A 24,838-nucleotide genomic window follows, 5' to 3' on the forward strand; every position below is an offset into this window, starting at 1 on the left:
CTCGGTGCTGGAGAAGATCGGGTCGCGCCTGGGGTTCCCACCGGTCGGGACCCACCACCGGTTCGTGACCGCGATCGCGGTGGACGCGCTCGGCAGCGGCGTCTTCATGCCGCTCACGATGCTCTACTTCCTGGCCGTCACGCCGCTGAGCCTCCTGCAGATCGGGCTGGCCATCTCGATCGCGTCGGCGGTCTCGCTGCCGGCAGGCCCGCTGCTCGGCGCCGTCGTCGACCGGCTCGGCGCCAAGCAGGTGCTCCTCGCCGGCAACGTGCTGCAGGCCGTGGGCTTCTTCGCCTACCTGGTCACCGACTCGTTCGCGGCCGTGCTGCTGTGGACGATCGTGGTGACGATCGGGCGGACGGCGTTCTGGGGCTCCTACGGCAACATCGTCACGGCCATCTCGCAGCCGGGGGAGCGGGAGCGGTGGTTCGGCTTCCTCGGCGCGCTGCGCAACGTCGGCTTCGCGGTGGGCGGGCTCGCCTCGGGCGTGGCCATCTCGATCGGCACCGACTTCGCGTTCCAGGCCGTGGTCGCGGTGAACGCGGCGTCGTACCTGCTCGCGCTCTGGCTGCTGCTGGCGGTGCCGGACCCGCGTCCCGGAGGCGGCCACGCGTCGCTTCCCGGCTCGTGGGGGACGGTGCTGCGCGACCGGCCCTACCTGCTGCTCGTGGCGGCGCAGGTCGGCTACTCGGTGCCGATGATGGTGCTCAACTTCGCGCTTCCGGTGTACGCCGTCGCCGTGCTCGGGCTCCCTGGTTGGGTCACGGGCGGGATCTTCACCTTGAACTGCCTGATGATCGGCTTCGGTCAGGGACTCGTGGTGAACGCCATGACCGGGCACGTGCGCTACCGGTTGTTGCTGCTGACGCAGGTGTTCTTCGCGGCGTCGTACGTCGTCTTCCTGGGCGCCAGCGCCGTGAGCATCGCCCTCGGGACGGTCGTGATGCTGATCGGGACGTTCGTCTACACGCTGGCCGAGCTGACCGGGGGGCCGGTGCTGTCGGCGACGGCTGCCGAGGCGGCTCCCGACCACCTGCGGGGCCGCTACCTGTCGATGACGCAGCTCGCGTGGAACGTCAGCAGCACGATCACGCCCGTGGCGTTCGCGTGGTTGCTGGAGCGGGGCGCGGCGCCGATCTGGTGGGCGATGCTCGGCGTCTCCGTCGTCTTCGTGCTGGTCTCCTGGCGGGTGGGCCTGGTGCTCCCGCAGGCCGCCGAGCGGGTCACCAATCGCGCGGCTGAGACCGCGCCCGCGTCCACGTGAGGCGACTGCGCCGAGTGAGACGGTAGAGCTCCGGGTAGCCGTCGCGCCCGCGCCTCGCTAGCGTGGTCCGGACCCGTTTGATCGATCCAAGGGAGTGAACCGCATGCGCGTCGGAGTCCTCACCGGAGGCGGCGACTGTCCCGGTCTCAATGCCGTCATCCGCGCCGTCGTCCGCAAGGGCGTGAAGGTGCACGGCAACGAGTTCGTCGGCTACCGCGACGGCTGGAAGGGCCCGCTCGAGGGGCTCACCATGGAGCTCGGCATCGCCGAGGTGCGCGGCATCCTGCCGCGCGGCGGCACCATCCTCGGCTCGTCGCGGACCAACCCCTTCAAGATCGAGGGCGGCGTCGAGCAGATCAAGGAGAACCTCGCCCGTGACGGCGTCGATGCGCTGGTCGCGATCGGCGGGGAGGACACCCTCGGCGTGGCCACCAAGCTCGCCGACCTGGGCGTCAACGTCGTCGGCGTCCCGAAGACCATCGACAACGACCTGTCCGGCACCGACTTCACCTTCGGCTTCGACACGGCGGTCAACATCGCGACCGAGGCGATCGACCGCCTGCACACCACCGCCGAGTCGCACCACCGCGTCCTGGTCGTCGAGGTGATGGGTCGCCACGCGGGCTGGATCGCGCTGCACTCCGGCATCGCCGGCGGTGCCAACATCGTGCTGCTCCCGGAGTTCCCCTTCGACATCGAGGAGGTCTGCGCGCTGGTCGAGTCGCGCTTCGAGTCGCGTTTCTCGCCGATCCTCGTCGTCGCCGAGGGCGCGATGCCGACGGAGGGCGGCGACATGTCGCTCAAGACCGGCGAGCTCGACGCCTTCGGGCACGTGCGGCTCGGGGGCATCGGCGACCGGCTGGCCAGCGAGATCGAGCAGCGCACCGGCAAGGAGGCCCGGGCCGTCGTGCTCGGCCACATCCAGCGCGGCGGCACCCCCACCGCCTTCGACCGTTGGCTGGCGACGCGCTTCGGCCTGCAGGCCATCGACGCGGTCGCCGACGGCGACTTCGGCACGATGATGGCGTTGCGCGGCACCGACATCGTCCGCGTCCCGCTCATCGAGGGGACCGGCGAGCTCAAGCTGGTCTCGGCGAAGGAGTACGCCGAGGCGCAGGTCTTCTTCGGTTGATCGGCTTGTCAGCCGGACGCTTCGAAGGCTCGGCGGTGGTTGACTGCCTGCCATGACCAGCGTGTACGACGCCGCGGGGGGCCGGGTCGGGCTCGAGCGCCTGGCTGCCGCCTGGCACGAGCGAGCCGTCGCCGACGAGGTGCTGGGCCACGCGTTCAGCCACGGGTTCCACCCCGACCACACGGTCCGGCTGGCGGCGTACCTCGGCGAGGCGCTGGGCGGACCGCCGGGCTTCACGTCGGCGTACGGCGACGAGACGTCTGTCGTCCGCATGCACAGCGGCAACGGGCCGCACGAGGAGATGAACCACCGTGCCGTCGCGTGCTTCGACGCCGCGATGACCGACGTGGGGATCACCGACGACCAGCCGGTGCGGCAGGTGCTGCACGACTACTGGCGCTGGGCGACCTTCGAGTCGGTCAACCGCTTCGAGGACTCCGAGGACGACGTGCCCGACGGCCTGCGCATCCCGAAGTGGTCGTGGGACGGGTTGGTCGACGAGGGCTAGCTCGGCAACCCGCGCTGGTGACGCTTGAGTCCCGCGATCGCGGGACTCAAGCGACTCGGACGCGGCGTTGCCGAACCCCTCCAGACCGGCGGTTGGCCCTGAGCATGGGTGAGGGCGCATACTTGAGGTCTCATGGCGAACATCCGGCGGCACCTCGCAAGCAGTCCCTTCAAGCAGGAGATCGCACCTGAGGTGGAGGTCTACGCCGTCGGCGACGACGTCTGTCACGACCTCTACGGTCTCGGCCGGGTGGTCGCGGTCGAGGGCCACGCGGTGAGCGTGGACTTCCGCTCCCGCACCGTGCGCATCGTCAGCCCCTACGCCAAGCTCGAGAAGCTCGGCGGAGACGACGGCGAGGCCGAGGGCGACAGCGAGAGTGAGAGCAGCAGCGAGAGCGAGGCCTGAGCCCACTCCTGCGTCGCGCGTCGAGATCGTTGTCGCGCGACGGCCCGTGCCCCTGCCATCGTGGCGCTCACCAATCGGTCAGCCGAAGGAGCGCCATGTCGCGTCAGGTCATCTCCACCCCGAACGCCCCGAGCTCGCCGCTCTTCAGCCAGGGAGTCGCTGCGGGGCCGTTCGTCTTCCTCTCCGGCATCGTCGGCATCGATCCGAGCACCGGCAGCCTGGCCGGTGACACGATCCAGGACCAGACCAGGCAGGCACTGACCAACTGCGAGGCGATCCTCCACGCAGGCGGCGCCGGTCTCGATGACGTCGTCGAGGTCGGGATCCTGCTCCACGACCCGGCCGATTTCGCCGGGCTCAACGAGGAGTGGGCGCGGTGGTTCCCGTCCGACCCGCCGGCGCGGCACGGCGTGAAGCTGGGCGTCGACGTCCCCGGGCTGCGCGTCTCGATCAGGATGACGGCGTACGTCGGCTGAAGCGTCCACGGGCTCCCGCGTCGCCGTACCCTGCCCTCATGGAGACCACACTGCCCACGGTCCGGGTCGCGGCAGTCCAGGCGATGCCCGTGGTGCTCGACCTGGAGGCCAGTCTCGAGAAGGCGCTCGGCCTGCTCTCGGAGGCGGCCGGGCAGGGCGCTGAGCTGGTGGTGTTCCCCGAGACCTTCCTGTCGCTGTACCCGTCGTACGCCTGGGCACACCTGCCCGGCGGTGACGGTGACAAGCTGTGGGAGGCGTTGTGGGCCAGCTCGGTCGAGGTGCCCGGCCCCGTCGTCGACCGGATCGCCGACGCGTGCCGCGAGCTCGACGTCATCTGCGCCATCGGAGTCAACGAGCGCGAGGCCGAGCGGCCGGGCAGCCTCTACAACACGCTGCTGCTGGTCGGCCCCTACGGCTTGCTCAACAGGCACCGCAAGCTCATGCCGACCTTCCACGAACGGCTCTTCCACGGCATCGGCGCAGGCGACGACCTCCAGGTCACCGCGACCCGTCTGGGCCGGCTCGGGGGACTGATCTGCTGGGAGAACCGGATGCCCCTGGCCCGGTGGGCGGTGCTCCAAGGCGGCCCGCAGATCTGGCTGGCACCCACTGCCGACGACTCCGAGGGATGGCAGGCCACGATCCGGCACATCGCCATCGAGGCCGGTGCGTTCGTGGTGTCGGTGCCCCAGTTCATCGAGCGCGCGGCGTTCGGCGACGACTTCCCCTGGCCGCTCCCGGACAGCGACGTCTTCGGCCGAGGCGGGGCGGCCGTCGTCGCCCCGGGATCCGGCGAGGTGATCGCGGGACCGTTGTACGACGCCGATGGCGTCGTGGTCGCCGACTGCGACCTGCGGCAGACGCTCCACGCCAAGCGCTGGTTCGACGCCGCCGGTCACTACAGCCGCGCCGACGTCCTGTGGCCGCCGTCCAAGTGACCTAGGAGTCGAGCTTGTAGGCGACCGCCGCGAAGCCAGATGGGGCGCGCGCGTCGGGGGCGGTGGCGGGCGGCGGCGTCAGCAGTGCAAGGAGCAAGGCAGCCGCGCTCAGAGCCGGCATCGTCGGCCCAAGCAGCGACTTCGGTGGGGGTCAGCTTGGCGATGCCGAAGGAGGTGTAGTCGCCGCCGGGTGAGGTGGTGCCGCCGACCAGGATTTGAGGCATTGGAAGACATCCGTCAGGCCGACGCCGCCGATCGTGAGGGCGACATGATCCGCGGCTTCGACGCGGTCCGCTCCCTCCGCGTGTGAGCCTACGAGCCCTCATTCTCGTCCTGCCACCGCTCGCCGCACATTGCGCACCAGGGGCCCGATCACGACGATTCGCCACAAGATCGCGGTGACAGACCTCGACGGGGCTTCACCGCTTAGCGAGTGACGCGGCTCGGACGCAGCCGGTCCAGGAGCGCTGAGACCTGGCGCTGCACGTCATGCGGCCGCCGCTGACAAGGTTGTGGCGTTGTCCCGAGAGGACGATGCTGGTCGGATGCGGCCGATCGAGTTTGAGCTCCAGCGAACGATCCGGGCACCGATCGAGGAGGTGTTCGCACGGCTCATCGACATCGAGGGGTACAACGACTGGATGGCCGGGAGCGGGAGCATGCTCAACAGCACTCGGCAGACCTCGCCCGGGGAGCCCACTGTCGGGACGACGTTCGTTGACGAGACGAGCCAGGGCGAGATGCCTGGCGAGATCGCCGAGCTGGAAAGGCCGCACACGATCGTCTTCCACTGGTGGGAGGAGTCGAAGCCGGGCAAGCTCAAGTTCGAGGGCTGGCCGAGCTATCACCTTGAGCCCTCCGGCGACGCCGAGACGCTGGTCCGCCATGGCGGCAAGTTGATGCCGTACGGCGTGTGGCGCCTGGCCAGACCGATCCTGCGGCGACTCGCCCTCAAGGAGCGCACCACGACGCTCGATGCCCTGAAGGCGTCGTTCGAGCGGACTCCAGGGGTCTAGCCGCGGAGCGCCGTCTGGTCGTCAGGGAGAGGTCGTTCGGTCGGGCTGACGCGGGCGTTCCCGTGCAGCAGGTCCGTCGGGTCGAACTTCGCCTTCAGCTCGACGAGGCGGGCGAACTTGCCGGCACCGTAGGCGGCCTGCACCGGGTCGAGCTCGTCGAACTCCGACGACCCGTTGACGTAGGAGCCGTCGCTCGCGGCGTACGTGCGTAGGGCTTCGGCCATCGACCGGACCCAGTTCCGCTCCGCCGGCATCATCGCCGGGTCAGGACACACGCCGATGATGAAGACGCCGAAGCGGGGCGATCGCCCGCCGCTGAACGCCGTGGCGTCCTCGGCAGGGGTGCTGTAGGCGTTGTCGAGCCGGTAGAAGAGCGCGATGGACAGCGGCGAGGTCTTCTGCGGGAAGTGCTCGACGAGGGCGTCGATGACGCCGTCCGACAGCTCTTCGACGTAGCAGCCCTTGTCGTAGGCGAAGAAGCCCCACGCGTTGGCCTCGTCGAGCATCTTCTGCAGCTCGACGTAGGGCATCGGCGAGGTGAAGTCCACGAGGGGCGGTACGCCGGCTCGCGCCTGCTCGAGCACCTCGGCGTGCTGCTCGGGCGAGCCGAAGCCGACCACGATCATGGCGTAGCCGGGCTGGAGCTGGACGTCCTCGGGCACGAACGGCGCCGGGGGAGCGTTCAGGCCGCCGACGACGACGTTCACGTCCGGCGGCATCGAGCTGATCACCTCGCGGGCGTGACGCAGCGCGTCGACGCCCTGGTCCAGCCCCCAGAACAGGAAGCCGAAGTGCACCATGGGGCCGGCCTCGTGCAGCTCGAACTCGAACTCCGTGACGATCGCGAAGTTCCCGCCGCCACCGCGCAGGGCCCAGAAGAGGTCGGCGTTCTCGGTCTCCGAGGCCACCAGCACGTCGCCGGCCGCGCTGACGGCCCGCGCGGAGACGAGGTTGTCGATCGTCAGCCCGTACTTCCGGCTCAGCCATCCCATGCCGCCGCCGAGCGTCAGCCCCCCGATGCCGGTGTGGCTCACCAGGCCGACGGGGACGGCGAGCCCGTGAGCCTGGGTGGCCGCGTCGAGATCCCCCAGGAGCGCGCCGCCGCCGACCCGCGCGCGTCGAGCAGCCGGGTCGACGCTGACCTGGTTCATCCGGCTGAGGTCGATGACGAGGCCGTCATCGACGACGCAGGCACCGGACATGCTGTGGGCCCCGCAACGCACGGCGACCTCGAGGTGGTTCTCGGCAGCGAAGCGAACCGCCGCGCGTACGTCGTCCTCGTCCGCGCACATCGCCACCGCGACCGGACGGCGGTCGATGGCGGCGTTCCAGACCCGCCGCGCCTCGTCGTACGCCGGATCGCCGGCGCCGACCACCTCGCCGGTCATCCGTCCGCGGAGCTGGTCGATCGGCGTGCTGGTGGTCTGGGTCATGGCGTGCCTCCTCCGGGTCAGCCGGGGAGCACGAATCACGTTAGTCCTGTGCCGCCTCGATCAACAGACCTCCGGCGCCCAGCCGATCGCGGAGCCGTCAGCCCTTCCCGAGGGCGTCGAGGGCGACCATGTCGTCGTCGCTCAGCGTGAAGCCGGCCACGTCCGCGTTGGAGCGGATCCGCTCCGGGTTCACGGACTTGGGGATGACCACGAAGCCGTGCTGGAGGTGCCATCGAATGATGACCTGGGCAGCCGTGCGGTCCTCGCGCTCGGCGATCTGCAGGATCGTCGGGTGGTCGAGCGTGCCGCCGCGCAGGGCGCTGTAGCCCTCGAGAACGATGCTGCGCTCGCGGTGCTCGGCCACCGTCGCGGCGTCGTACAGCAGGGGGCTCCACTCGATCTGGTTGACGGCAGGGGTGAGCCCGGTGGCCCCGGTGACCTCGTCGAGGAGGGCGGCGTCGAAGTTGCTGACCCCGATCTCGCGGGCGAGTCCCTGCTCGCGGGCCTCGCCGAACGCGCGCCACAAGTCGGTGTTGGACGACCCGTCACCCGGCCAGTGGATCAGCCACAGGTCGACGTGGTCCGTCTGCAGCAGGTCGAGACTCTGCTTGAGCGTGTCGAGCTCGTGCCCAGCCTTGCTGGGCGGGCACTTGGTGGTCACGAAGACCTTCTCCCGCGACACGCCGCTCTCCGCCAGGGCGCGTCCGACCTCGCCCTCGTTGCCGTAGACCGTCGCGGTGTCGAGGTGGCGATAGCCGGCGTCCAGGGCCGCTGCGGTGGCGCGTACGGCGTCGTCGCCCTTGATCTGCCAGGTCCCGAACCCCAGCAGCGGCATCACCGAGCCGCCAGCCAGGGTCACGGTGTCGTCGGGCAGGTCGATCGAGTCCGTCATGGCTCCACCCTAGGCAGAGGAGGTCAACTGCCAGTCGGAGCCGCTTCCCGGACGACCATGGGGGTCTGGGTCAGCCGTCCAGCTCGCGGGGGGCCAATCTGACGAGCTGGGTGACGTGATCGGGGGTGAGCTCGTCGAGGGTGGCGACGCCTAAGAGGCGCATGGTGCGCTCGATCTGGTTGCGCAGGATGTCGATGGCGCGGTCGACGCCGTCACGGCCCCCGGCCATGAGGCCGTAGAGGTACGCGCGGCCGATGAGGGTGAAGTGGGCGCCGTGGGCGACGGCGGCGACGATGTCCTGGCCGGACATGATCCCCGTGTCGAGGTGCACCTCGGTCTTCGAGCCCCTGAGGGCGGCCACCACCGACGGCAGCAGGTGGAAGGGGACCGGGGCGCGGTCGAGCTGGCGGCCGCCGTGGTTGGACAGGACGACCGCGTCGACGCCGAGCTCGGCCAGCTTTCGGGCGTCGGTGACGGACTGGACGCCCTTGACCGAGACGGCGCCGGGCCACTGGTCGCGGATCCAGCGGAGGTCCTCGAAGGTGACCGTGGGGTCGAACATGTGGTCCAGCAGCTCGCCGACCGTGCCCGACCAGGCGTCGAGGGACGCGAACGCGAGGGGCTCGGTGGTGAGGAAGTTGATCCACCAGGCCGGCCTCGGGATCGCGTTGGTGATGGTGCGGCCCGACAGCGTGGGCGGGATGGTCATGCCGTTGCGGGTGTCGCGCAGGCGCGCGCCGGCCACAGGGACGTCGACGGTCACCACGAGGGTGTCGTACCCCGCCCGCTTGGCGCGGTCCACCAGCGCCATCGAGCGGTCGCGGTCCTTCCACATGTAGAGCTGGAACCACTTCCGCGCGCCCGGCGCCGCCGCGGCGACGTCCTCGATCGACGTCGTGCCCATCGTCGAGAGCGTGTAGGGGATGCCGGCGGCCTCGGCGGCCGTGACGCCGGCGATCTCGCCCTCGCTCTGCATCATCCGGGTGAAGCCGGTCGGTGCGATGCCGAAGGGCAGCGCCACCCGCTCGCCGAGCACGACTCGCGAGGTGTCGACCGACGACACGTCGCGCAGGATCGACGGGTTGAACTGCACGTCCGCGAACGCTTCGCGCGCACGGGCCAGGGAGACCTCGCCGTCAGCAGCGCCGTCGGTGTAGTCGAAGGCCGCCTTGGGAGTACGCCGCTTCGCGACCCGGCGCAGGTCCTCGATCGTCAGCGCCGACTCGAGCCGCCGCTGCTTGGGGGAGAGGGTCGGCTTCTTGAACTTCAGCAGCGGCCGCAGGTCGTGCGGCGTGGGCAGCTGGCGCTTCATCGGGTCGCTCCGTGCGCTCGTGGACGACGATCTGGTGAGTGCGGGCGACCAGCGCCCGCAATGATCGAGACTGCCCGACAGGACCCCGTGCGCGCGAGCCGGACCTGATCGTGCGGGGCTGCTCGACCTCAGGTTTCCACCCCTACGGCGATGGTTCGAAGGGGTGGAGCTGGGCCACGATGGGGGGACTCGGCCGCCCCCCCAGGGGTGGTCTCGGACGAGGGGGCGCCCATGAGCGTGACCACATCAGACCAGGACGTCAACGGAGCCACTCCCGACCTCAAGCGGGTGATGGGGCCCAAGCTGCTGCTGCTGTTCATCGTCGGCGACATCCTCGGCGCCGGTGTCTACGCGGTGACCGGCGAGATGGCCCTCGAGGTCGGTGGCATCGTGTGGGTGCCGTTCCTCGTCGCCTTCGCCGTGGCGACGATCACTGCGCTGTCGTACCTGGAGCTGGTCACCAAGTACCCGCAGGCCGCTGGGGCGGCGCTCTACACGCACAAGGCGTTCGGCATCCACTTCGTGACTTTCCTCGTCGCGTTCGCCGTCATCTGCTCCGGCGTGACGAGTGCGTCGACGTCGTCGAACCTCCTGGCGACCAACCTGCTGGCGGGCTTCGACGCGCTCGGCTGGGACGTCTCCCAGGGCAACACCGCGATCACGGTGGTCGCGATGGGCTTCATGCTGCTGCTCGCCGCGATCAACCTGCGCGGCGTCGGGGAGAGCGTGAAGTTCAACGTCATCCTCACCGTCATCGAGATGTCGGCGTTGGTCATCGTCATCGGGATCGGCTTCTACGTGATGGCGAAGGGCGACGCCGACATGGGTCGCGTCGTCACCTTCCAGTCCGGGTCCGACCGCGGCATCTTCCTGGCGGTCACCGTCGCCACGGCGATCGCCTTCTTCGCGATGGTCGGCTTCGAGGACTCCGTCAACATGGTCGAGGAGACGCACGATCCCGAGCGGGTCTTCCCCCGCGTCATGCTGACCGGGCTCGGCGTCGCTGTGCTCTTCTACATGCTGGTCGCTGTCTCGGTGATCGCAGTGATCCCCGAGGGACAGATCGAGGAAGTCGTCGCCGACGAGGGCAAGGTGCTCCTCAGCGTCGTCCAGCTGGGGGCGCCGAACCTGCCGATCGACAAGCTGTTCCCCTTCCTGACGGTCGTCGCGGTCGCCAACACCGCACTGATCAACATGCTGATGGCGTCCCGCCTCCTCTACGGCCTGGCCCACCAGGATGTGCTGCCGCGCACGCTGGGCAAGGTCCTGCCCGGGCGGCGTACGCCGTGGGCGGGCATCCTCTTCTCCACGCTGCTGGCCCTCGGCCTGATCGTCGTGGTCACCTTCCAGGCCGAGACGAGCGTGATCTCGGCGCTCTCGGGCACCACGGCGCTGCTGCTGCTCTGCGTCTTCGCGGTCGTCAACGTCGCCTGTGTCGTCCTGCGCGGCGACACCCGCACGAAGGCGGGGTTCTCCGCGCCGTCGTGGGGGCCGTTCGTCGGTGCGGCGACGTGTCTCTTCCTCGTCGGCCCCTGGGCGCGCGACAGCGAGGACTGGATCCAGTACAAGATCGCCGGCGGGATGCTGGCGCTCGGCATCGTGCTCTGGGCGCTGACCTGGATGACGAACCGGGGCATCCGCGCCAAGAAGACCGGCTTCCGCGACATCGAGCACCTCGAGGACGCCGACACGCACGACCCCTAGCGAGGCCCGATAATCGGCCAGTGACTCCGCCGCCGTTCGCCAGGAAGCTCGTCCTCGCGGCGGCGGGGGTGGTGGCGTTCGTGCTGACCGCCGCCAGTCCTCGCTACGGCTACCACCGCGACGAGCTGTACTTCCGGATGCTCGAGCCCGCCTGGGGGTACGTCGACCAGCCGCCGTTGGTGCCGTTGATCGCCGGAGCGCTCGGTGACCACCTCGTTCTCATGCGGGCGCCGGCGACGATCGCCGCCGCCTGCTCCGTCGTCCTGGTCGGTCTTCTCGTGCGCGAGCTCGGCGGCTCGTCGCGGGCTCAGGCCTGGGGCGCCTGGACGTACGCCGGCACGACCGTGTGCCTCAACTTCGGGCACGTGCTGCTCACCTCGGCGTTCGACCTGGTCGCATGGCCACTGATCTGTCTGTGCGTCGTGCGGGCCGAGCTGCGCGACCGGCCGCGCTGGTGGCTGGTCGCCGGGGTGGTGGCCGGGCTGGCGTCGTACAACCGGCTCCTGGTCGCGCTGTTGCTCGTCGGTATCGCGCTCGGGCTGTTGCTCCATGGGCCTCGTCGCCGGTTGCTGTCGCCCCACGTGCTGGGCGGAGCGCTGGTCGCCCTCGTCCTGGCGCTGCCGAACGTCCTCTACCAAGCCGGCCACGACTGGCCGCAGCTGGCGATGGGGGAGGCGCTGGCTGAGAACAACGCCTCCGACGTGCGCGTCTTCATGTGGGTGCTGCTCGTCGTGGGGCTGGGTCCGCCGATGGCGTACGTCTGGGTCCGCGGGCTGGTCGCGCTGTGGCGACGGCCCGACTGGGCACCGGTGCGCTTCCTCGCGCCCGCCTTCGTGCTGGTGGTGGTCTTCACCTTCGTCAGCGGTGCGCAGCCGCACTACCCGCTGTTCCCTCTGATCGCCGTGTTCGCGGCCGGGGTCGTCGTCGTCCACCCGGGCGTGCACCGCTGGCGCTGGGTGTGGGCGCCACTGGTCCTGGTCAATGTCTGGGTCGCGGCGGTCGTGTCCCTCCCCGTGCTCCCTGTGGACGTCGTCGGCCGGACACCGGTGCCTGCCATGAACATGGTGATCGCCGACCAGGTCGGATGGCCGACGTACGTCGACCAGGTCCGCGCCGTGGCCTCTTCGGTCGCGCAGGAGCAGCCGGTCGTCATCACGTCCAACTACGGCGAGGCCGGTGCGATCGATCGGTTCGCCTCGGAGCTGCCCGTCTTCAGCGGTCAGAACGCGATCTTCGACCGAGCGCGACCGCCGGACTCGGCCGGGACCGTGGTGATGGTGGGCTTCCAGTACGCCGCGGTGCGGGACCTGTTCGGCTCCTGCGAGATCGTCGACGAGCTCGACAACGGGGTCGGCGTGGACAACGAGGAGCAGGGTGCGCCGGTCGCGGTCTGCCGCGCTCCTGTTGCCCCGTGGTCGGAGCTGTGGCCGGAGTTCCGGCACCTCGACTGATCCTCGAACGATCCAGAGCACGTCTCGAAACCTTCACTGGCATGCGGTCGGTGGCGCCGGCCTGCGTACGCTTGACCGGTGAGCCCCGTTCCCGACCTCGAGGCGCTGCGCGCGCTCGGTCCGGCCCAACAGCCGACCTACGCCGACCGTGACGCCGTCGACGCTGCCGTCACCCGGTTGCGCAGGATGCCGCCGCTGGTGTTTGCGGGGGAGTGTGACGAGCTCAAGGAGAAGATCGCCGCGGTGTCGCGCGGCGAGGCGTTCCTGCTCCAGGGCGGCGACTGCGCGGAGACCTTCTCCGGCGTCACGGCCGACAACGTGCGCAACAAGCTGCGCGTCCTGCTGCAGATGGCGGTCGTGCTGACGTACGCCGCGTCGGTGCCGGTGGTCAAGCTTGGGCGCATCGCGGGCCAGTACGCCAAGCCCCGCTCGTCGGACACCGAGACCCGCGACGGTCTGACCCTGCCCGCCTACAGGGGGGACGCGGTCAACGGCTACGACTTCACCGCCGAGGACCGCCGTCACGACCCACAGCGACTCGTCGACGTCTACCACTCGTCCGCGGCGACGCTCAACCTCGTGCGCGCGTTCGTGACCGGCGGCTACGCCGACCTGCGCCAAGTGCACACCTGGAACACCGACTTCGTCCGCGACTCCGTCTCCGGACAGGCCTACGAGAAGCTCGCCCACGAGATCGACCGCGCGATGCAGTTCATGACCGCGATCGGGGCCGATCCCGACGAGTTCCACCGGGTCGACTTCCACTCCTCGCACGAGGCGCTCCTGCTGGAGTACGAGCACGCCCTCACGCGCATCGACTCGCGCACCGAGCTGCCGTACGACGTCTCCGGTCACTTCCTCTGGATCGGTGAGCGCACCCGCCAGCTCGAGGGTGCCCACGTCGAGCTGCTCAGCGCGATCCGCAACCCGATCGGCGTGAAGCTCGGCCCGACGACCACGGCCGACGACGCGCTGGGGCTCGCTGCCCGCCTCAACCCGGCCAACGAGCCGGGTCGGCTCACCTTCATCACCAGGTTCGGCGCGGGCCGCATCCGCGACAAGCTGCCGCAGCTCGTCGAGAAGGTCACCGCGTCGGGCGTCGACGTCGCCTGGGTGTGCGACCCCATGCACGGCAACACCTTCGAGACGTCGACGGGCTACAAGACGCGGGCCTTCGACGACGTCATCGAGGAGGTGCAGGGCTTCTTCGACGTGCACCGCTCCGTCGGCACCTGGCCCGGCGGCGTGCACGTGGAGCTGACCGGCGACGACGTCACCGAGTGCGTCGGCGGCGGCGAGCTGCTCGCGGAGATCGACCTGTCCAACCGCTACGAGTCCGTCTGCGACCCGCGGCTCAACAGGGTGCAGTCGCTGGAGCTGGCCTTCCTCGTCGCCGAGATGCTCAGGAAGGCGTAGCCAGCATCGCGAGGTCGCGCCACCACGGCAGCCGACCGACCCGCCCGTCGTAGTCGTGGCGCCGGTTCGCGCCGCTCGTGCCCGGCAGCACGAACACCGCCGTGCCGGCGAGCTCCCAGGACGCCGGCCCCAGGCCGGGACGTCGCTCGCCAAGCGACCGGGCCACGGCGTACGCCGTCGTCTTGCTCGTGAACGCCACCCACTCCGGCTCCCACGAGCGCACCTTGGCCGTGAGCTCATCGAGCGCGTACGTCGAGGCGCCGGTGTGCACGAGGTCGGTGAGCCCGAGCCCGAGCTCAGGCACCGACCCGTCGTCCTCAGGTCCCAGTCGCCGGTCGGTGAGACCGCTCTGGTGGAGCATCTCCCAGAAGTTGTTGCCCGGCGTCTCGTAGTAGTGGTCCCTCAGCTTCGTGCTGAGCACGCTCGCCATCCCGCAGAAGACGATCCGCGGCTCAGGTCCGACGATGTCGGGCAACACCTCCACGTGGTCAGTCTGCCTGCGGGTCTGCTGAGAGGATGACCGGGTGCCCGACCTGATCGACCTGCGTTCCGACACCGTCACCCGACCGACCGACGCGATGCGCGCAGCCATGGTGGCCGCCGAGGTGGGCGACGACGTCTACGGCGAGGACCCCACGGTGCGTGCACTCGAGGAGCGGGTCGCCGGCCTCTTCGGCCACGAGGCGGCCCTCTTCACGCCGACCGGTTCGCTGGCCAACGTGCTGGCGGTGGGACTGCTGGTCGCGCCGGGCCAGGAGGTGCTGTGCGAGTCCGCTGCGCACATCGCGCGCGCCGAGCTGGGCGCGCACGGCGCGGTCTCCGGCGTCACGATGCGCACCTGGACCGACCCGCGCGGCCAGGTCGACCTGGCCGCCATCGAGGCGATGTTCGCTCCGGACATGGGGCCGTTCTTCGTGCCCACGGCGACCGTGTCGGTGGAGAACACCCACAACTTCGCGGGCGGGGCCGTGCTGCCGTACGCCGACCTGGTCGCCCTGCGCTCGTGGGCGGACTCCAAGCCCGTGCGGATCCACCTCGACGGCGCCCGGCTCTGGAACGCGCACGTCGCCACGGGCGTGCCGCTGGCGGACTACGGCGCCGTCGCCGACGTGCTCGCCGTGTGCCTGTCCAAGGGGCTCGGGGCGCCGGTGGGCAGCCTGGTGGTGGGTCCGGCCGACCTGATGGCGCAGGCACGGGTCCGTCGCAAGCGACTGGGCGGGGGGATGCGACAGGCCGGGATCCTCGCCGCCGCCGGGCTGCACGCGCTCGACCACCACCTGGACCGGCTCGCTGACGACCACGCGCACGCACGGCTCCTTGCGGAGGCCTGCGGTGTCGACCCGGCGACCGTGGACACCAACATCGTGGTGATCCCGCACGACGACGCCCCGCGCTTCGTCGCGGCGGCTCGCGACGAGGGGGTACTCGTCTCAGCGGTCGGGCCGCGGACGGTCCGCCTGGTCACCCACCTGGACGTGCCGCGTGCAGCCGCCGAGCGCGCGGCCAAGGTGCTCGCCGCCCTGCGGTGAGCTGGGTTCAACCCTCTAAGCCCGCGAACGCGACGTCACTGATCGCGGTGTAGTCGCGACCGGTCGGCTGGGGACCGGGCGCGCTGACCGAGACGATCCGCAGCTCGATGTCGGTCGCCGCGATGGGCTCGATGTCGATCGATTGCACGTCGGTGGTCTCGGTGAGGGTCTGCGGGAACACCTGCCCGCCGATGATCCACTCGACCTGGAGGATGCGCCGGTTGCCGGCGTACCAGTCGAAGCTGCGTCCCGAACCGTCGACGGACACCTTGGCATAGCCGTTGATCAGCCCGACGCGCGCGACGGTGACCTCCTCCGGGTAGGAGAAGGTCAGCACGCTCCCGGACGCGTTGCCGGCGATGCGCCAGCAGGTCGCGGGGTCGCCGTCGAGCATGTTCTCGGCGTCGAAGGTCACCAGCTCACCCGTGACGTCGTTGTTGGCCGGCGCCGCACCGGGCACCGTCACCGTCGGCCCGACGCCGAACGGCGCGACCTCCTGGGCAGGTGGCTCCTCCTCGGGAGCCTCCTCGACGGGCTCCTCCTCCTCGGCGGCAGCCGGACTGCTCGCGTCGTCGGCACCGCTGGCACCCTCGTCCCGCGTGGACGGCCCGCGGTCGACGGCGGTGGTGCTGTCGCCCGGCGGCTGCAGCGCGAGCCGGGCACCGATGACCGCCGCCGCGACGAGCACCGCGGCGACGACGGCCCAGGCGATCCAGGCAGGCGCAGGCGGACGGGGAGTGCGGGGCCTGTCCTGGGGTGCGGCACCCCGCGGGGGGAGCACTGGAGCCACGGGCTGGGTCGGCTCGGGAGGGACGACGACCGCCGGCCGCTCGGCTGTGTCGGTGCGCCAGGCGCGCCCGGACGACCCCACGGCGTCCTCGTCCATCGATCTCCTCCTGATTCCTCCCGCCGTCATGCTAGACGAGGGCCGGTCTCACGCTGAGGTCGAGACCGAGGGTCAGGCGCGCACCAGCTCGGCGGCGTCCACGCGGCCGACCGCGGGCGGCAGCCGGCGCACGGCGGTCGCGAGGTCGCGCAGCTCCTGCCCGAGCAGCGCCTGCGGGCCGTCGCACAGCGCCTTCTCGGGATCGGGGTGCACGTCGACGATGATTCCGTCGGCGCCGACCGCGATCGCCGCCCGCGACAGGGGCACGACGAGGTCCTTGCGTCCGGCGGCGTGGGACGGGTCCACGATCACGGGCAGGTGCGAGCTGGCCTGCACGACCGGCACCGCGCTGAGGTCGAGGGTGTTGCGGGTGCTGGGCTCGAAGGTGCGGATGCCGCGCTCGCACAGCACGATGTCGAGGTTGCCCCGCTGAGCGATGTACTCCGCCGCCATCAGCCACTCCTCGACGGTGGACGTCATGCCCCGCTTGAGGAGCACCGGCTTGCCGGCCCTGCCGACGGCCTGCAGCAGGCTGAAGTTGGACATGTTGCGGGTGCCGATCTGCAGCATGTCGGCGTGGTCGGCCACGACGGGCACGTCGCGGGCGTCGACCACCTCAGTGACCACCGGCATCCCGGTCGCCTCGCGGACGTCGGCGAGGATCTCGAGGGCGGCGACGCCGAGGCCCTGGAAGGCGTACGGCGACGTGCGCGGCTTGAAGGCGCCGCCCCGCAGCAACGTCGCGCCGGCCGACTTCGCCATCGCCGCGGCCTCCATGGTCTGCTCGGCCGACTCCACGGCGCACGGTCCTGCGGCGAAGGTGAACGTGTCGGGCCCGATCGGCACCTGGTGCCCGGCCGGTCCGACCCACACGGTGGTGCGTTCGGGGTGGTGCTGGCGCGAGACCAGCTTGAACGGGTCGGAGATCCGGTGCACGTCGGCGACCCCGCGAAGGGTGCGCAGGTTGAGGTGGTGGAAGGAGTCGATGTCGCCGACCAGTCCGATGATCGTGCGCACGACGCCCTTGCTGACGAAGGCCTCGCCACCCACGCTCTCGACCTTCGCGACGACGGCGGCGACGTCCTCGTCGGTGGCGTCGGGGGCCATGACCACGACCATCGCTGCGCCCCTCCTCGTGTCCGCTCGTCCGACCCGACGATAGGTGCTGACCCGGAGGGTGTGACGGTCGTCTCAGACCGTGAGGTGCTGGACCTCGGCCTCGATGCGCCGCCGCGGGGCCAGCTCGACCATCAGCATCGCGGCGAGCACCATCGCGCCACCGACGGCCATCCGGCCCGCCACCGACTCACCCCCGAGCAGGACCGCGAAGAGCGCGGCGAAGACGGGCTCCGTGCTCATGATGATCGCGGTGCGGGTCGGTGACAGGTGAGCCTGCGCCCACGTCTGCCCGAGCATCGCCAGGCCGGCGGCGAAGAAGGCCATGTAGAGGATCGAGAGCCAGTCACGCGTGGTCGTGGCCAGCTCGATGCCGCCCGGCGCCGCCGCCCCGAAGCACAGGGCGCTGACCATGAACAGCTGGACGATCGACATGCCGAGCGCCTGGTCCTTCCGCGCCCACGCACCCAGACCGACGATGTGCAGCGCGTAGAGCACCGCCGCCACGAGCGTCAGCCCCTCGCCGTAGCCGACCGAGAATCCGTCGAGGGTGAGGACTGCCAGGCCGGCGGTGGCGAGCAGCACCGCAGCCCAGGTGAGCGGCCCGATGCGGGTCTTGAGCAGCACGGCGGCGAGGAGGGGTGTGCACACGACGTACATGCCCGTGATGAAGCCGGACACGCTCGCCGGCGTGTGCGCGAGCCCCACGGTCTGCAGCACCTGTCCGGTGCCGTAGACCGCGCCCAGGACCGCCGCGTGCCGCCACGAGTCGCGCTCCAGGCGCCCGAGAGCACGCGGGAACAGCACGGTCAGGAACACCCCGGCGATGAGGAAGCGGACGGCGAGGAAGTCCACGGCCGGGACCCGGTCCAGCAGGTCCTTGATCAGGAAGAACGTCGAGCCCCAGCAGGCGGTGACGAGCAGCAGCGTGAGCGATGCGAGGAGCGCCACGCGGCGGGACGTCTCGGGCACCGGCCCAGGGTAGGGCTTGGGTGGGTTGGGTAGGTCAGTCGGTGCCGCCCGAGCCATGGCGTCGGTCGAACGCCCGGGTCCGCTGGTCGGCGTAGTCGTCGCCGGCGTTGAGCGCGATGCCCAGCAACATGCCCGGCAGGCCCATCACGCCGCAGACGAGGCCGAGGATCGCGCCGCGGACTGCCCCGTCTGGCCCACCGAGGAGCAGGCCCACCAATGCGAGCCCGGCAACAGCGCAGGCTGTGATCACGAGCAGTCGGCGACCGAGCCGCAGCCAAGCGCTCCGGCCATTCGGCGACATGCGTCAAGGCTAACCGGCTTGAGGTGGGGTCGCCGTCGCTCAGACCAGGATCAGGGTGACGGTCGAGCCCTTGGGCAGCATGGTGCCGCCGCCGGGGTCGACGTCGATGACGTAGCCGAGTCCGATGTACGCCGGGCCGTTGACGACCGACACCTCGAAGCCGGCGGCCTCGACGGCGGCCTTGGCGTTCTCGACCCCCATCGCGATCAGGTTGTCGGGAACCGCGATCAGCTGAGGCCCGAGGGACACCGTGAGGTCGACCCGGTCGCCGCGGTGCAGCGTCCCGGACGCCGGGCTCTGGGCGAGCACGTGGCCCTCGGGCACCGAGTCGTCGTACTCCTCGTCGACGACCTCGACCTCGAGACCCTTGGCATTCATGGCGTCGACGGCCTCGTCGGCGTCCATGCCGGTCCAGTCCTTGACCTTGATCGGCTGCGGGCCCTTGCTCACGATCAGGTCGACGGCGGCGTCGGGCTTCAGCGTCGTGCCCGACTCGGGGTCGCTGCGGATGACCTCGCCCTCGGGGACCGACTCGTTCCAACGCTCCACGGACTTGCCGAAGCCGAGGCTCGTCTCGGCGAGCGCGTCCTGGGCCTGGTCCTCGGTCATGCCCTTGAGCTGCGGGACGTCGTAGCGCTCCTTGCCCAGCGACAGCACGAGGGTGACGGTCCCCGCGTCGACGACGCGCGAGCCGGGCTCCGGGTCGGTGGCGAGGACCTCGCCGGCCGGCACGGTCTCGGAGTAGGCGGGTGTGCCGTCGCGGGCCTCGAGCCCGGCCTCGGCCAAGGTGGCCTCGGCCTTCGCCTGGCTCAGCCCGATGACACCGGGAGTGGTGGTGTAGCGCGCGACGCCGAACCAGTACGCGCCCGCACCGCCCGCGATGACGAGCAGCAGGGCGAGCACGAACAGGATCGGCCCCTTGCGGGACCGCCGCTGCCGGACCGGCCGGAGCGTGGCCGGACGCTTCGGCAGCGGGGTCGGTGACACGGTGACCGGGTCGTGGTCCCGGAGCACGATGCCGGGCCCAGGCTCCGCCGGCGGCTGAGGAGGTCGCCCAGCGACCGTCTCGAAGCCCCCGCTGCCGAACGAGTCGTTGCGGTAGTTGGCCAGGTCGACCGCATCGAACGGATCGCTCGCGGTGTCGTTGCCGACGGCCGACGACGGCAGGATCACCGGGACCGTCGCGTCGGGCCCCCGGTCCGCGCGCTCCTCGAGATCGAGGTCGCGGACGGGACGAGGGGCGAGGTCGGCGGTCAGCTCGGGGTCGTCGTCGACACCGTCGCGCACGGCCTGGGCGACCCGGTGGATCTGGTGGAGCAGCACGCCCGCGTCAGCGGGGCGCTGGGTGCGGTCGCGCGAGGTCGCCCGCGCGACGAGCGCGTCGACGTACGGCGCGATGCCGGGCACCGCCGCCGACGGTGCCGGGACATCGGTGTGCACGTGCTTGTAGGCGACCGCGATGGGGGACTCGCCCTCGTGCGGCTTGGCGCCGGTCAACAGCTCGTAGAGCATCACGCCGGCGGCGTACACGTCGGCGCGGGCGTCCGCGCGACCGTCGACCACGAGCTCGGGGGCGAGGTAGGAGACGGTGCCGATGAGGACCCCACCGGTCACGGTGTGCTGCGTGTCCGCGCTGACGGCCTTGGCCAGGCCGAAGTCGGCGACCTTGACCCGGCCGCCCGCCTCCGGGTCCTCGATGAGGACGTTCTCGGGCTTGACGTCGCGGTGGATCAGCCCGGCCCGGTGTGCGGCGGCCAGCGCCGACACGACGGGCTCGATGAGGGCCAGCGCCCGAGCGGGCCGCATCGGCGCCTCGGCCCGGACCACGTCGCGCAGGGTCTGGCCGGGGACGTACTCCATCGCCAGGAAGACGACACCGTCGTCCTCGCCCTGGTCGAAGACGCCGACGACGTGAGGGTGCGAGAGGCGGGCAGCCGAACGGGCCTCGCGCACGAAGCGGGCGGCGAACTCGTCGTCGTCGCCCAAGCCGGAGTGCATCACCTTGACCGCGACCAGCCGGTCGAGCCGGGTGTCGGTGGCTTCGTACACGCTGGCCATGCCGCCGCGCGCGATCCGTGCGCCGACGAGATAGCGACCATCCAGCAGCCGGCCGGTGAGGGCGTCGTGACGGGTCGCGTCAGCGACCCCCGCGCCCCGATCTCCGCGCGCGGGTGCGTCTCGGTATGACTGCACAGTCGTCCTCCGATGGCCGGACGGGGAAGGGCCCGGCGGGACCATGGTACGGACCGCGGGTGCCCGGGCCCGTCCACGCGGGTCCGGCGTGGCGTGGCGCGGCAGGGTCCTCCGGATTCCGCGTCGGTGGTCCAGGCTGCCAGAGTGGGAGCCATGCACGAACCCGACGAAGGGCAGACCGCGCCCGCACTCGCCGACGTCGACCTCGCCCGCAGGGTGCCCGCCTGGCTCGACTGGGCGGAGGCGGCCCAGCGGCTCGGAGTCTCGATCTCCAAGGTCCGCCAGATGATCAAGGACCACGAGCTGGCCGGTGCCGTGCCCTCGCCCGGCGTGGGCCAGCGGATCCCGGCCGACTTCATCGTCGACGGACTGGTCGTCAAGGGGCTGCCCGGCCTGCTGACGGTCCTGCACGACGGCGGGTACGACGACCGCGAGGCGATCGCCTGGATCTACGACGACCTCGACCTGCCCGGCCGCCCCATCGACGCGCTGCTCGAGAACCGCGGCGCCGAGGTCAAGCGCCGGGCCCAGGCCATGGCCTTCTAGGAAGCCCCGACGACCAGCGATCAGGTGGTCGTCGGAGGTCGCGCAGCGATCGTCACGAGACCCCTTGCCGATCGACATCCCGGCCGATAGAAGAGAACCCCCGAGGAGAGGACCGAGATGAGCGGACTTGCGGCGGTGCTGGCGAAGCGGACACCTCCCGGGATCTATCGCTGGCACGGCGCGTTCGGCATCTCCGAGGTCCAGCACACCGTCGAGCACGCCGGTTGGCGCTTCGCCTACGTCGACGGGTGGCACGGCGGCACCAAGGAAGAGCTGCTCGCGGCGGTCGGCGAGGCACTCGCGTTTCCCGAGTCCTACCGCGAAGGCGGGGGCGCCAACTTCGACGCGATGGCCGACTCGCTGCTCGACATCCACGACGACACGATCTTGTTGTGGGACGGCTGGGGGCCGCTGGCCCGCACCGATCCGCAGGCGTTCTCGGTCGCGCTGAGCGTCCTCGGCACCAGGGTGAACGCCGAGCGCGAGGGTGCGTTCGCGGTGCTGCTGCGCGGCGACGGCCCCGAGCCGGCAGGGGTCCCCAGCCTCGACTGACCGGTGGTCACGAGACCCCTGGAGTCACAAGCTGCGCTGGGTGACGGCCGTGGCCAGCTCGCGCAGCACCACCCGCGCCCCATCGGCGACGGGCGCCTGGTCGAGCGCGTCGAGGGCGCGGCCCGCGAGGGCGTCGATGGCCTCCTCGACCTGCGCGTGCGCGCCCGAGTCGTCGATCACGGTCCGCAGCCGGGTCACGGCGGCGTCGTCGAGCGACGTGCCCAGGGAGCGGTCGAGGTAGGCCGCGTCCTCCCTCCGTCCGGCGTGAGCCAGCCCGTCGAGGGCGAGCGCGACCAGCACGGTCCGCTTGCCCTCGACCAGGTCGTCGCCCGCAGGCTTGCCGGTCTGGGCGGGGTCGCCGAAGACGCCCAGCAGGTCGTCGCGCAGCTGGAAGGCCTCGCCGAGCGGCAGCCCGAAGGCGGTGAGCCAGGCCAGGGTCGCGCTGTCTGCCCCCGCGAGGGCGGCGCCGACGTGCAGGGGGCGCTCGATCGAGTACTTGGCCGACTTGAAGCGAAGCACCCGCATGGCGTCGTCCACGTCGGCCGAGCCGCGCGCCTGCACCGACACGTCCAGGAACTGACCCGTGATCACCTCCGACCGGCAGCGGTCGAAGAGGTCGAGCGCGGGCCCGACCCGGTCCCACCCGAGCCCGCAGCGCCGCAGCAGCTCGTCGGCCCACGAGAGGAGCAGGTCGCCGAGAAGGATGGCCGCCGCGGCGCCGTACTGCTCGGGGTCCCCGCGCCAGCCGGCCTCCCGGTGCGCGGCCGCGAAGGCGCGGTGGGTGGCCGGCCTGCCGCGCCGGGTGTCGGAGGCATCCATGTAGTCGTCGTGCGCGAGGGCGCTGGCGTGCAGGATCTCCAGGGCGGCCGCGGCCCGCAGCACGGCGCGCTCCTCGTCAGCGGTGGGCTCTGGCCCCTCGAGGTCACGCACGGCGTGATGACCCCAGTAGCAGAACGCGGCCCGGAACCGCTTGCCTCCCGAGACCGCCGCCCGGGCTTCGTCGTGCAGCAGCGACGCGTCCGGCCCGAGGGGAGCGAGCCGGTCGGCCTGCTCGACCAGGAACTCGTCGAGCACCTCCTGGAGATCATCGCGGAAGCGGCCCACGTCCCAGTCCATGGCGCCGACCCTAGGGCCGGGCGGCCGCCCCGGTCGCGGCGGGGCGCGCACGGTGGACGGATTCTCGGGAGGGCCGCGACCCGCCCTAGGCTGTTGCGCATGGCGCGACCAGACCCCCGCGACATCGCGGCGCTGCTCCGGGACGGCGAGCGGTCCTTCTCCTTCGAGTTCTTCCCTCCGAAGGACGAGGACGGCGAGCAGGTGCTGTGGCGGTCGATCAGCGAGCTGGAGCCGCTCCACCCGACCTTCGTGTCGGTGACGTACGGCGCCGGGGGCACCACGCGCGACCGGACCGTGGCCATCACCCGGCGGATCGCGAGGGAGACCTCGATGCTGCCGATGGCCCACCTGACCTGCGTCGGGCACACCACCGACGAGCTGGCCGAGGTGGTCACGGCGCTCACCGAGGCGGGCGTCCACAACGTCCTCGCGTTGCGCGGCGACCCGGTCGGTGGGCCTGGCACCCCGTGGCTGCCGACGCCCGGCGGGGTCGACTACGCCTCGGACCTGGTGGCCTTCCTCAAGTCGCGCAGCGACCTGACCGTCGGAGTGGCCGCCTTCCCGGAGGGTCACCGCGACACCGCCACCCTCGACGAGGACACCCGCGTGCTCAAGGCCAAGCACGAGGCGGGCGCGGAGTTCGCGGTGACCGAGATGGTGCTGCGCGCGTCGGACTACTTCGGCCTGGTCGACCGGGCCGCCGCGGCCGGCGTGGACTTCCCGATCGTGCCCGGCATCATGCCGATCCTGAACCTCGCCTCGATGCGCCGGATGGTCGAGCTGTCCGGTCGCGAGGTGCCCGACGAGGTGCTCGACCGGATCCTGCCGTTGCAGGACGACCCCGCTGCCCTGCGTGCCGAGGGCGTGCGGATCGCCAGCGAGCTCTGCGAGACGCTGCTGGAGGGTGGCGCGCCGGGCCTGCACTTCTACACGCTCAACAGGTCGCGCGCGACGCGCGAGATCTTCGAGGCGCTGCGACTGCCCGTGTGAGCCGTCTGCCCCTGTGAGCCCGCTGCCGTGTGGGTCGTGCCGAGCTCGTCGTGCCGTCCGTCGGGTGAGTCCTAGGCTCGCCGCATGAGCCGTACCGTCACCGTCACCGGCCAGGGGTCCTCGCGCGTCGTCCCGCAGGCTGCCATCGTCCGTCTAGGCAGCGTGCACCGCGCGCCGGAGGTGGACCGGGCTCTCTCGGGTGTCGCGTCCTCCGCGGCGACCGCCGCCGAGGTCGCGCGGCGATTCGTCGACGCACGGCAGGTGTCCAGCACCGACTTCTCCGTGTGGCCGGCGTACGACCAGCAGGGCGCGCCGTCGGGGTTCGAGGCCAGGCACGGGCTTCGGGTCGTGGTGTCGGACGCCTCCGCTGCGGGTGAGCTGCTCTCGGCGCTGGCGGCCGAGATCGGCGACGCGCTGCGCATCGACGGGGTCTCCCTCGAGGTGGTCGACGCCGGGCCGGCCGAGCGCGACGCCCGCGAGGCGGCGTACGCCGACGCCCGCGCCCGCGCCGAGCACCTGGCGACGCTGGCCGGGACGACCCTGGGCGACGTGGTCACGGTCGTGGAGGGGGGCAGCGGCGGCTTAGCCGAGGCGCCCGTGGCCCAGGCGGCGCTCGCCAAGGACGTGTCCTTCGAGCCTGGGGAGCGCGCGCTGACCAGCAGCCTGACCGTGACCTGGGCGCTCGTCTGA

25 protein-coding genes and 1 pseudogene are annotated in these 24,838 nt (G+C 71.2%); 15 read left to right on the forward strand and 11 right to left on the reverse strand.

Translation table 11 applies throughout. The features are described 5' to 3' along the window. Positions 1-4: 4 nt before the first annotated feature. The 7 genes from ABD295_RS03935 to ABD295_RS03965 all read left to right on the forward strand — a co-directional run bounded on the left by ABD295_RS03935 (position 5) and on the right by ABD295_RS03965 (position 5,739). Complete coding sequence (locus ABD295_RS03935) at positions 5-1,264, forward strand: MFS transporter (RefSeq protein ID WP_344302321.1); 1,260 nt, start codon at positions 5-7, stop codon at positions 1,262-1,264. Between the two features lie 103 nt (positions 1,265-1,367). Then, a complete protein-coding gene (locus ABD295_RS03940) occupies positions 1,368-2,396 on the forward strand; it encodes a 6-phosphofructokinase (protein ID WP_344302322.1) in 1,029 nt (342 codons plus the stop codon). 52 nt (positions 2,397-2,448) lie between these two features. After that, on the forward strand, positions 2,449-2,904 hold the full coding sequence (locus ABD295_RS03945) for a group II truncated hemoglobin (RefSeq protein ID WP_344302323.1): 456 nt from the start codon (positions 2,449-2,451) through the stop codon (positions 2,902-2,904). A 132-nt stretch (positions 2,905-3,036) separates the two neighbouring features. After that, the gene (locus ABD295_RS03950; protein WP_344302324.1) at positions 3,037-3,309 is read left to right on the forward strand and encodes a hypothetical protein; all 273 of its coding nucleotides are present in this window, start codon (positions 3,037-3,039) and stop codon (positions 3,307-3,309) included. 95 nt (positions 3,310-3,404) lie between these two features. Next, complete coding sequence (locus ABD295_RS03955; RefSeq protein ID WP_344302325.1) at positions 3,405-3,785, forward strand: RidA family protein; 381 nt, start codon at positions 3,405-3,407, stop codon at positions 3,783-3,785. A 38-nt stretch (positions 3,786-3,823) separates the two neighbouring features. Continuing rightward, on the forward strand, positions 3,824-4,723 hold the full coding sequence (locus tag ABD295_RS03960; protein WP_344302327.1) for a carbon-nitrogen hydrolase family protein: 900 nt from the start codon (positions 3,824-3,826) through the stop codon (positions 4,721-4,723). A gap of 545 nt (positions 4,724-5,268) precedes the next feature. After that, positions 5,269-5,739 (forward strand): SRPBCC family protein, encoded by a 471-nt coding sequence (locus tag ABD295_RS03965; protein ID WP_344302328.1) that lies wholly within the window; start codon positions 5,269-5,271, stop codon positions 5,737-5,739. Here the strand turns inward: ABD295_RS03965 and ABD295_RS03970 are convergent. The 3 genes from ABD295_RS03970 to ABD295_RS03980 form a co-directional block, all read right to left on the reverse strand. Next, entirely contained in the window at positions 5,736-7,172 is a 1,437-nt protein-coding gene (locus ABD295_RS03970; protein ID WP_344302329.1) for an FAD-binding oxidoreductase, read from the reverse strand. The two genes, ABD295_RS03965 and ABD295_RS03970, sit on opposite strands and share 4 nt — an antisense overlap. Positions 7,173-7,269: 97 nt before the next feature. Beyond that, positions 7,270-8,064, reverse strand: coding sequence for an aldo/keto reductase (locus tag ABD295_RS03975; protein ID WP_344302330.1), 795 nt, complete (start codon positions 8,062-8,064; stop codon positions 7,270-7,272). 70 nt (positions 8,065-8,134) lie between these two features. Continuing rightward, the gene (locus tag ABD295_RS03980; protein WP_344302331.1) at positions 8,135-9,376 is read right to left on the reverse strand and encodes an alpha-hydroxy acid oxidase; all 1,242 of its coding nucleotides are present in this window, start codon (positions 9,374-9,376) and stop codon (positions 8,135-8,137) included. Between the two features lie 231 nt (positions 9,377-9,607). Here ABD295_RS03980 and ABD295_RS03985 point away from each other — a divergent pair, with 231 nt between their 5' ends. The 3 genes from ABD295_RS03985 (at position 9,608) to ABD295_RS03995 (ending at position 13,947) form a co-directional block, all read left to right on the forward strand. Then, positions 9,608-11,080 (forward strand): APC family permease, encoded by a 1,473-nt coding sequence (locus tag ABD295_RS03985; protein ID WP_344302332.1) that lies wholly within the window; start codon positions 9,608-9,610, stop codon positions 11,078-11,080. Positions 11,081-11,100: 20 nt separating this feature from the next. Further along, positions 11,101-12,531 carry a glycosyltransferase family 39 protein gene (locus ABD295_RS03990; protein ID WP_344302333.1) on the forward strand — a complete coding sequence of 477 codons (1,431 nt, stop codon included), beginning with the start codon at positions 11,101-11,103 and terminating at the stop codon, positions 12,529-12,531. 78 nt (positions 12,532-12,609) lie between these two features. Continuing rightward, complete coding sequence (locus tag ABD295_RS03995; RefSeq protein WP_344302334.1) at positions 12,610-13,947, forward strand: class II 3-deoxy-7-phosphoheptulonate synthase; 1,338 nt, start codon at positions 12,610-12,612, stop codon at positions 13,945-13,947. Here ABD295_RS03995 and ABD295_RS04000 read toward each other — a convergent pair. Then, entirely contained in the window at positions 13,934-14,431 is a 498-nt protein-coding gene (locus ABD295_RS04000; RefSeq protein ID WP_344302336.1) for a mismatch-specific DNA-glycosylase, read from the reverse strand. The genes ABD295_RS03995 and ABD295_RS04000 overlap by 14 nt on opposite strands. A gap of 40 nt (positions 14,432-14,471) precedes the next feature. Between ABD295_RS04000 and ABD295_RS04005 the strand changes: the two genes are divergently transcribed. Further along, positions 14,472-15,476, forward strand: coding sequence for a threonine aldolase family protein (locus ABD295_RS04005; protein WP_344302337.1), 1,005 nt, complete (start codon positions 14,472-14,474; stop codon positions 15,474-15,476). Between the two features lie 7 nt (positions 15,477-15,483). On the opposite strand, the gene ABD295_RS04010 is transcribed toward ABD295_RS04005, so the two are convergent. The 6 genes and pseudogenes from ABD295_RS04010 to ABD295_RS21140 all read right to left on the reverse strand — a co-directional run. After that, on the reverse strand, positions 15,484-16,362 hold the full coding sequence (locus tag ABD295_RS04010) for an NADase-type glycan-binding domain-containing protein (RefSeq protein ID WP_344302338.1): 879 nt from the start codon (positions 16,360-16,362) through the stop codon (positions 15,484-15,486). Between the two features lie 72 nt (positions 16,363-16,434). Beyond that, the gene (gene aroF / locus ABD295_RS04015) at positions 16,435-17,481 is read right to left on the reverse strand and encodes a 3-deoxy-7-phosphoheptulonate synthase (protein WP_344302339.1); all 1,047 of its coding nucleotides are present in this window, start codon (positions 17,479-17,481) and stop codon (positions 16,435-16,437) included. Positions 17,482-17,553: 72 nt separating this feature from the next. After that, entirely contained in the window at positions 17,554-18,450 is an 897-nt protein-coding gene (locus ABD295_RS04020; RefSeq protein ID WP_344302340.1) for a DMT family transporter, read from the reverse strand. 34 nt (positions 18,451-18,484) lie between these two features. Beyond that, a complete protein-coding gene (locus ABD295_RS04025) occupies positions 18,485-18,751 on the reverse strand; it encodes a hypothetical protein (protein WP_344302342.1) in 267 nt (88 codons plus the stop codon). A 39-nt stretch (positions 18,752-18,790) separates the two neighbouring features. Beyond that, complete coding sequence (locus ABD295_RS21135; RefSeq protein WP_425573982.1) at positions 18,791-20,074, reverse strand: Stk1 family PASTA domain-containing Ser/Thr kinase; 1,284 nt, start codon at positions 20,072-20,074, stop codon at positions 18,791-18,793. Then, positions 20,066-20,857 (reverse strand): annotated as a pseudogene (locus tag ABD295_RS21140) (protein kinase domain-containing protein); the annotation flags it as partial. The gene ABD295_RS21135 and the pseudogene ABD295_RS21140, both read right to left, overlap by 9 nt. A 240-nt stretch (positions 20,858-21,097) precedes the next feature. Between ABD295_RS21140 and ABD295_RS04035 the strand changes: the two are divergent. Together ABD295_RS04035 and ABD295_RS04040 are read left to right on the forward strand one after the other, a co-directional pair. Beyond that, positions 21,098-21,490 (forward strand): Rv2175c family DNA-binding protein, encoded by a 393-nt coding sequence (locus ABD295_RS04035; protein WP_344302344.1) that lies wholly within the window; start codon positions 21,098-21,100, stop codon positions 21,488-21,490. A 117-nt stretch (positions 21,491-21,607) separates the two neighbouring features. After that, positions 21,608-22,042, forward strand: coding sequence for a barstar family protein (locus ABD295_RS04040; protein ID WP_344302345.1), 435 nt, complete (start codon positions 21,608-21,610; stop codon positions 22,040-22,042). Between the two features lie 24 nt (positions 22,043-22,066). On the opposite strand, the gene ABD295_RS04045 is transcribed toward ABD295_RS04040, so the two are convergent. Beyond that, the gene (locus ABD295_RS04045; RefSeq protein ID WP_344302346.1) at positions 22,067-23,158 is read right to left on the reverse strand and encodes a polyprenyl synthetase family protein; all 1,092 of its coding nucleotides are present in this window, start codon (positions 23,156-23,158) and stop codon (positions 22,067-22,069) included. A 99-nt stretch (positions 23,159-23,257) separates the two neighbouring features. Here ABD295_RS04045 and metF point away from each other — a divergent pair, with 99 nt between their 5' ends. Both metF and ABD295_RS04055 read left to right on the forward strand, forming a co-directional pair. Next, positions 23,258-24,148, forward strand: coding sequence for a methylenetetrahydrofolate reductase [NAD(P)H] (metF, locus tag ABD295_RS04050; protein ID WP_344302347.1), 891 nt, complete (start codon positions 23,258-23,260; stop codon positions 24,146-24,148). Between the two features lie 84 nt (positions 24,149-24,232). After that, a complete protein-coding gene (locus tag ABD295_RS04055; protein WP_344302348.1) occupies positions 24,233-24,838 on the forward strand; it encodes an SIMPL domain-containing protein in 606 nt (201 codons plus the stop codon).

Source organism: Nocardioides bigeumensis (genome assembly GCF_039531755.1).
Classification (GTDB): Bacteria; Actinomycetota; Actinomycetes; order Propionibacteriales; family Nocardioidaceae; genus Nocardioides; species Nocardioides bigeumensis.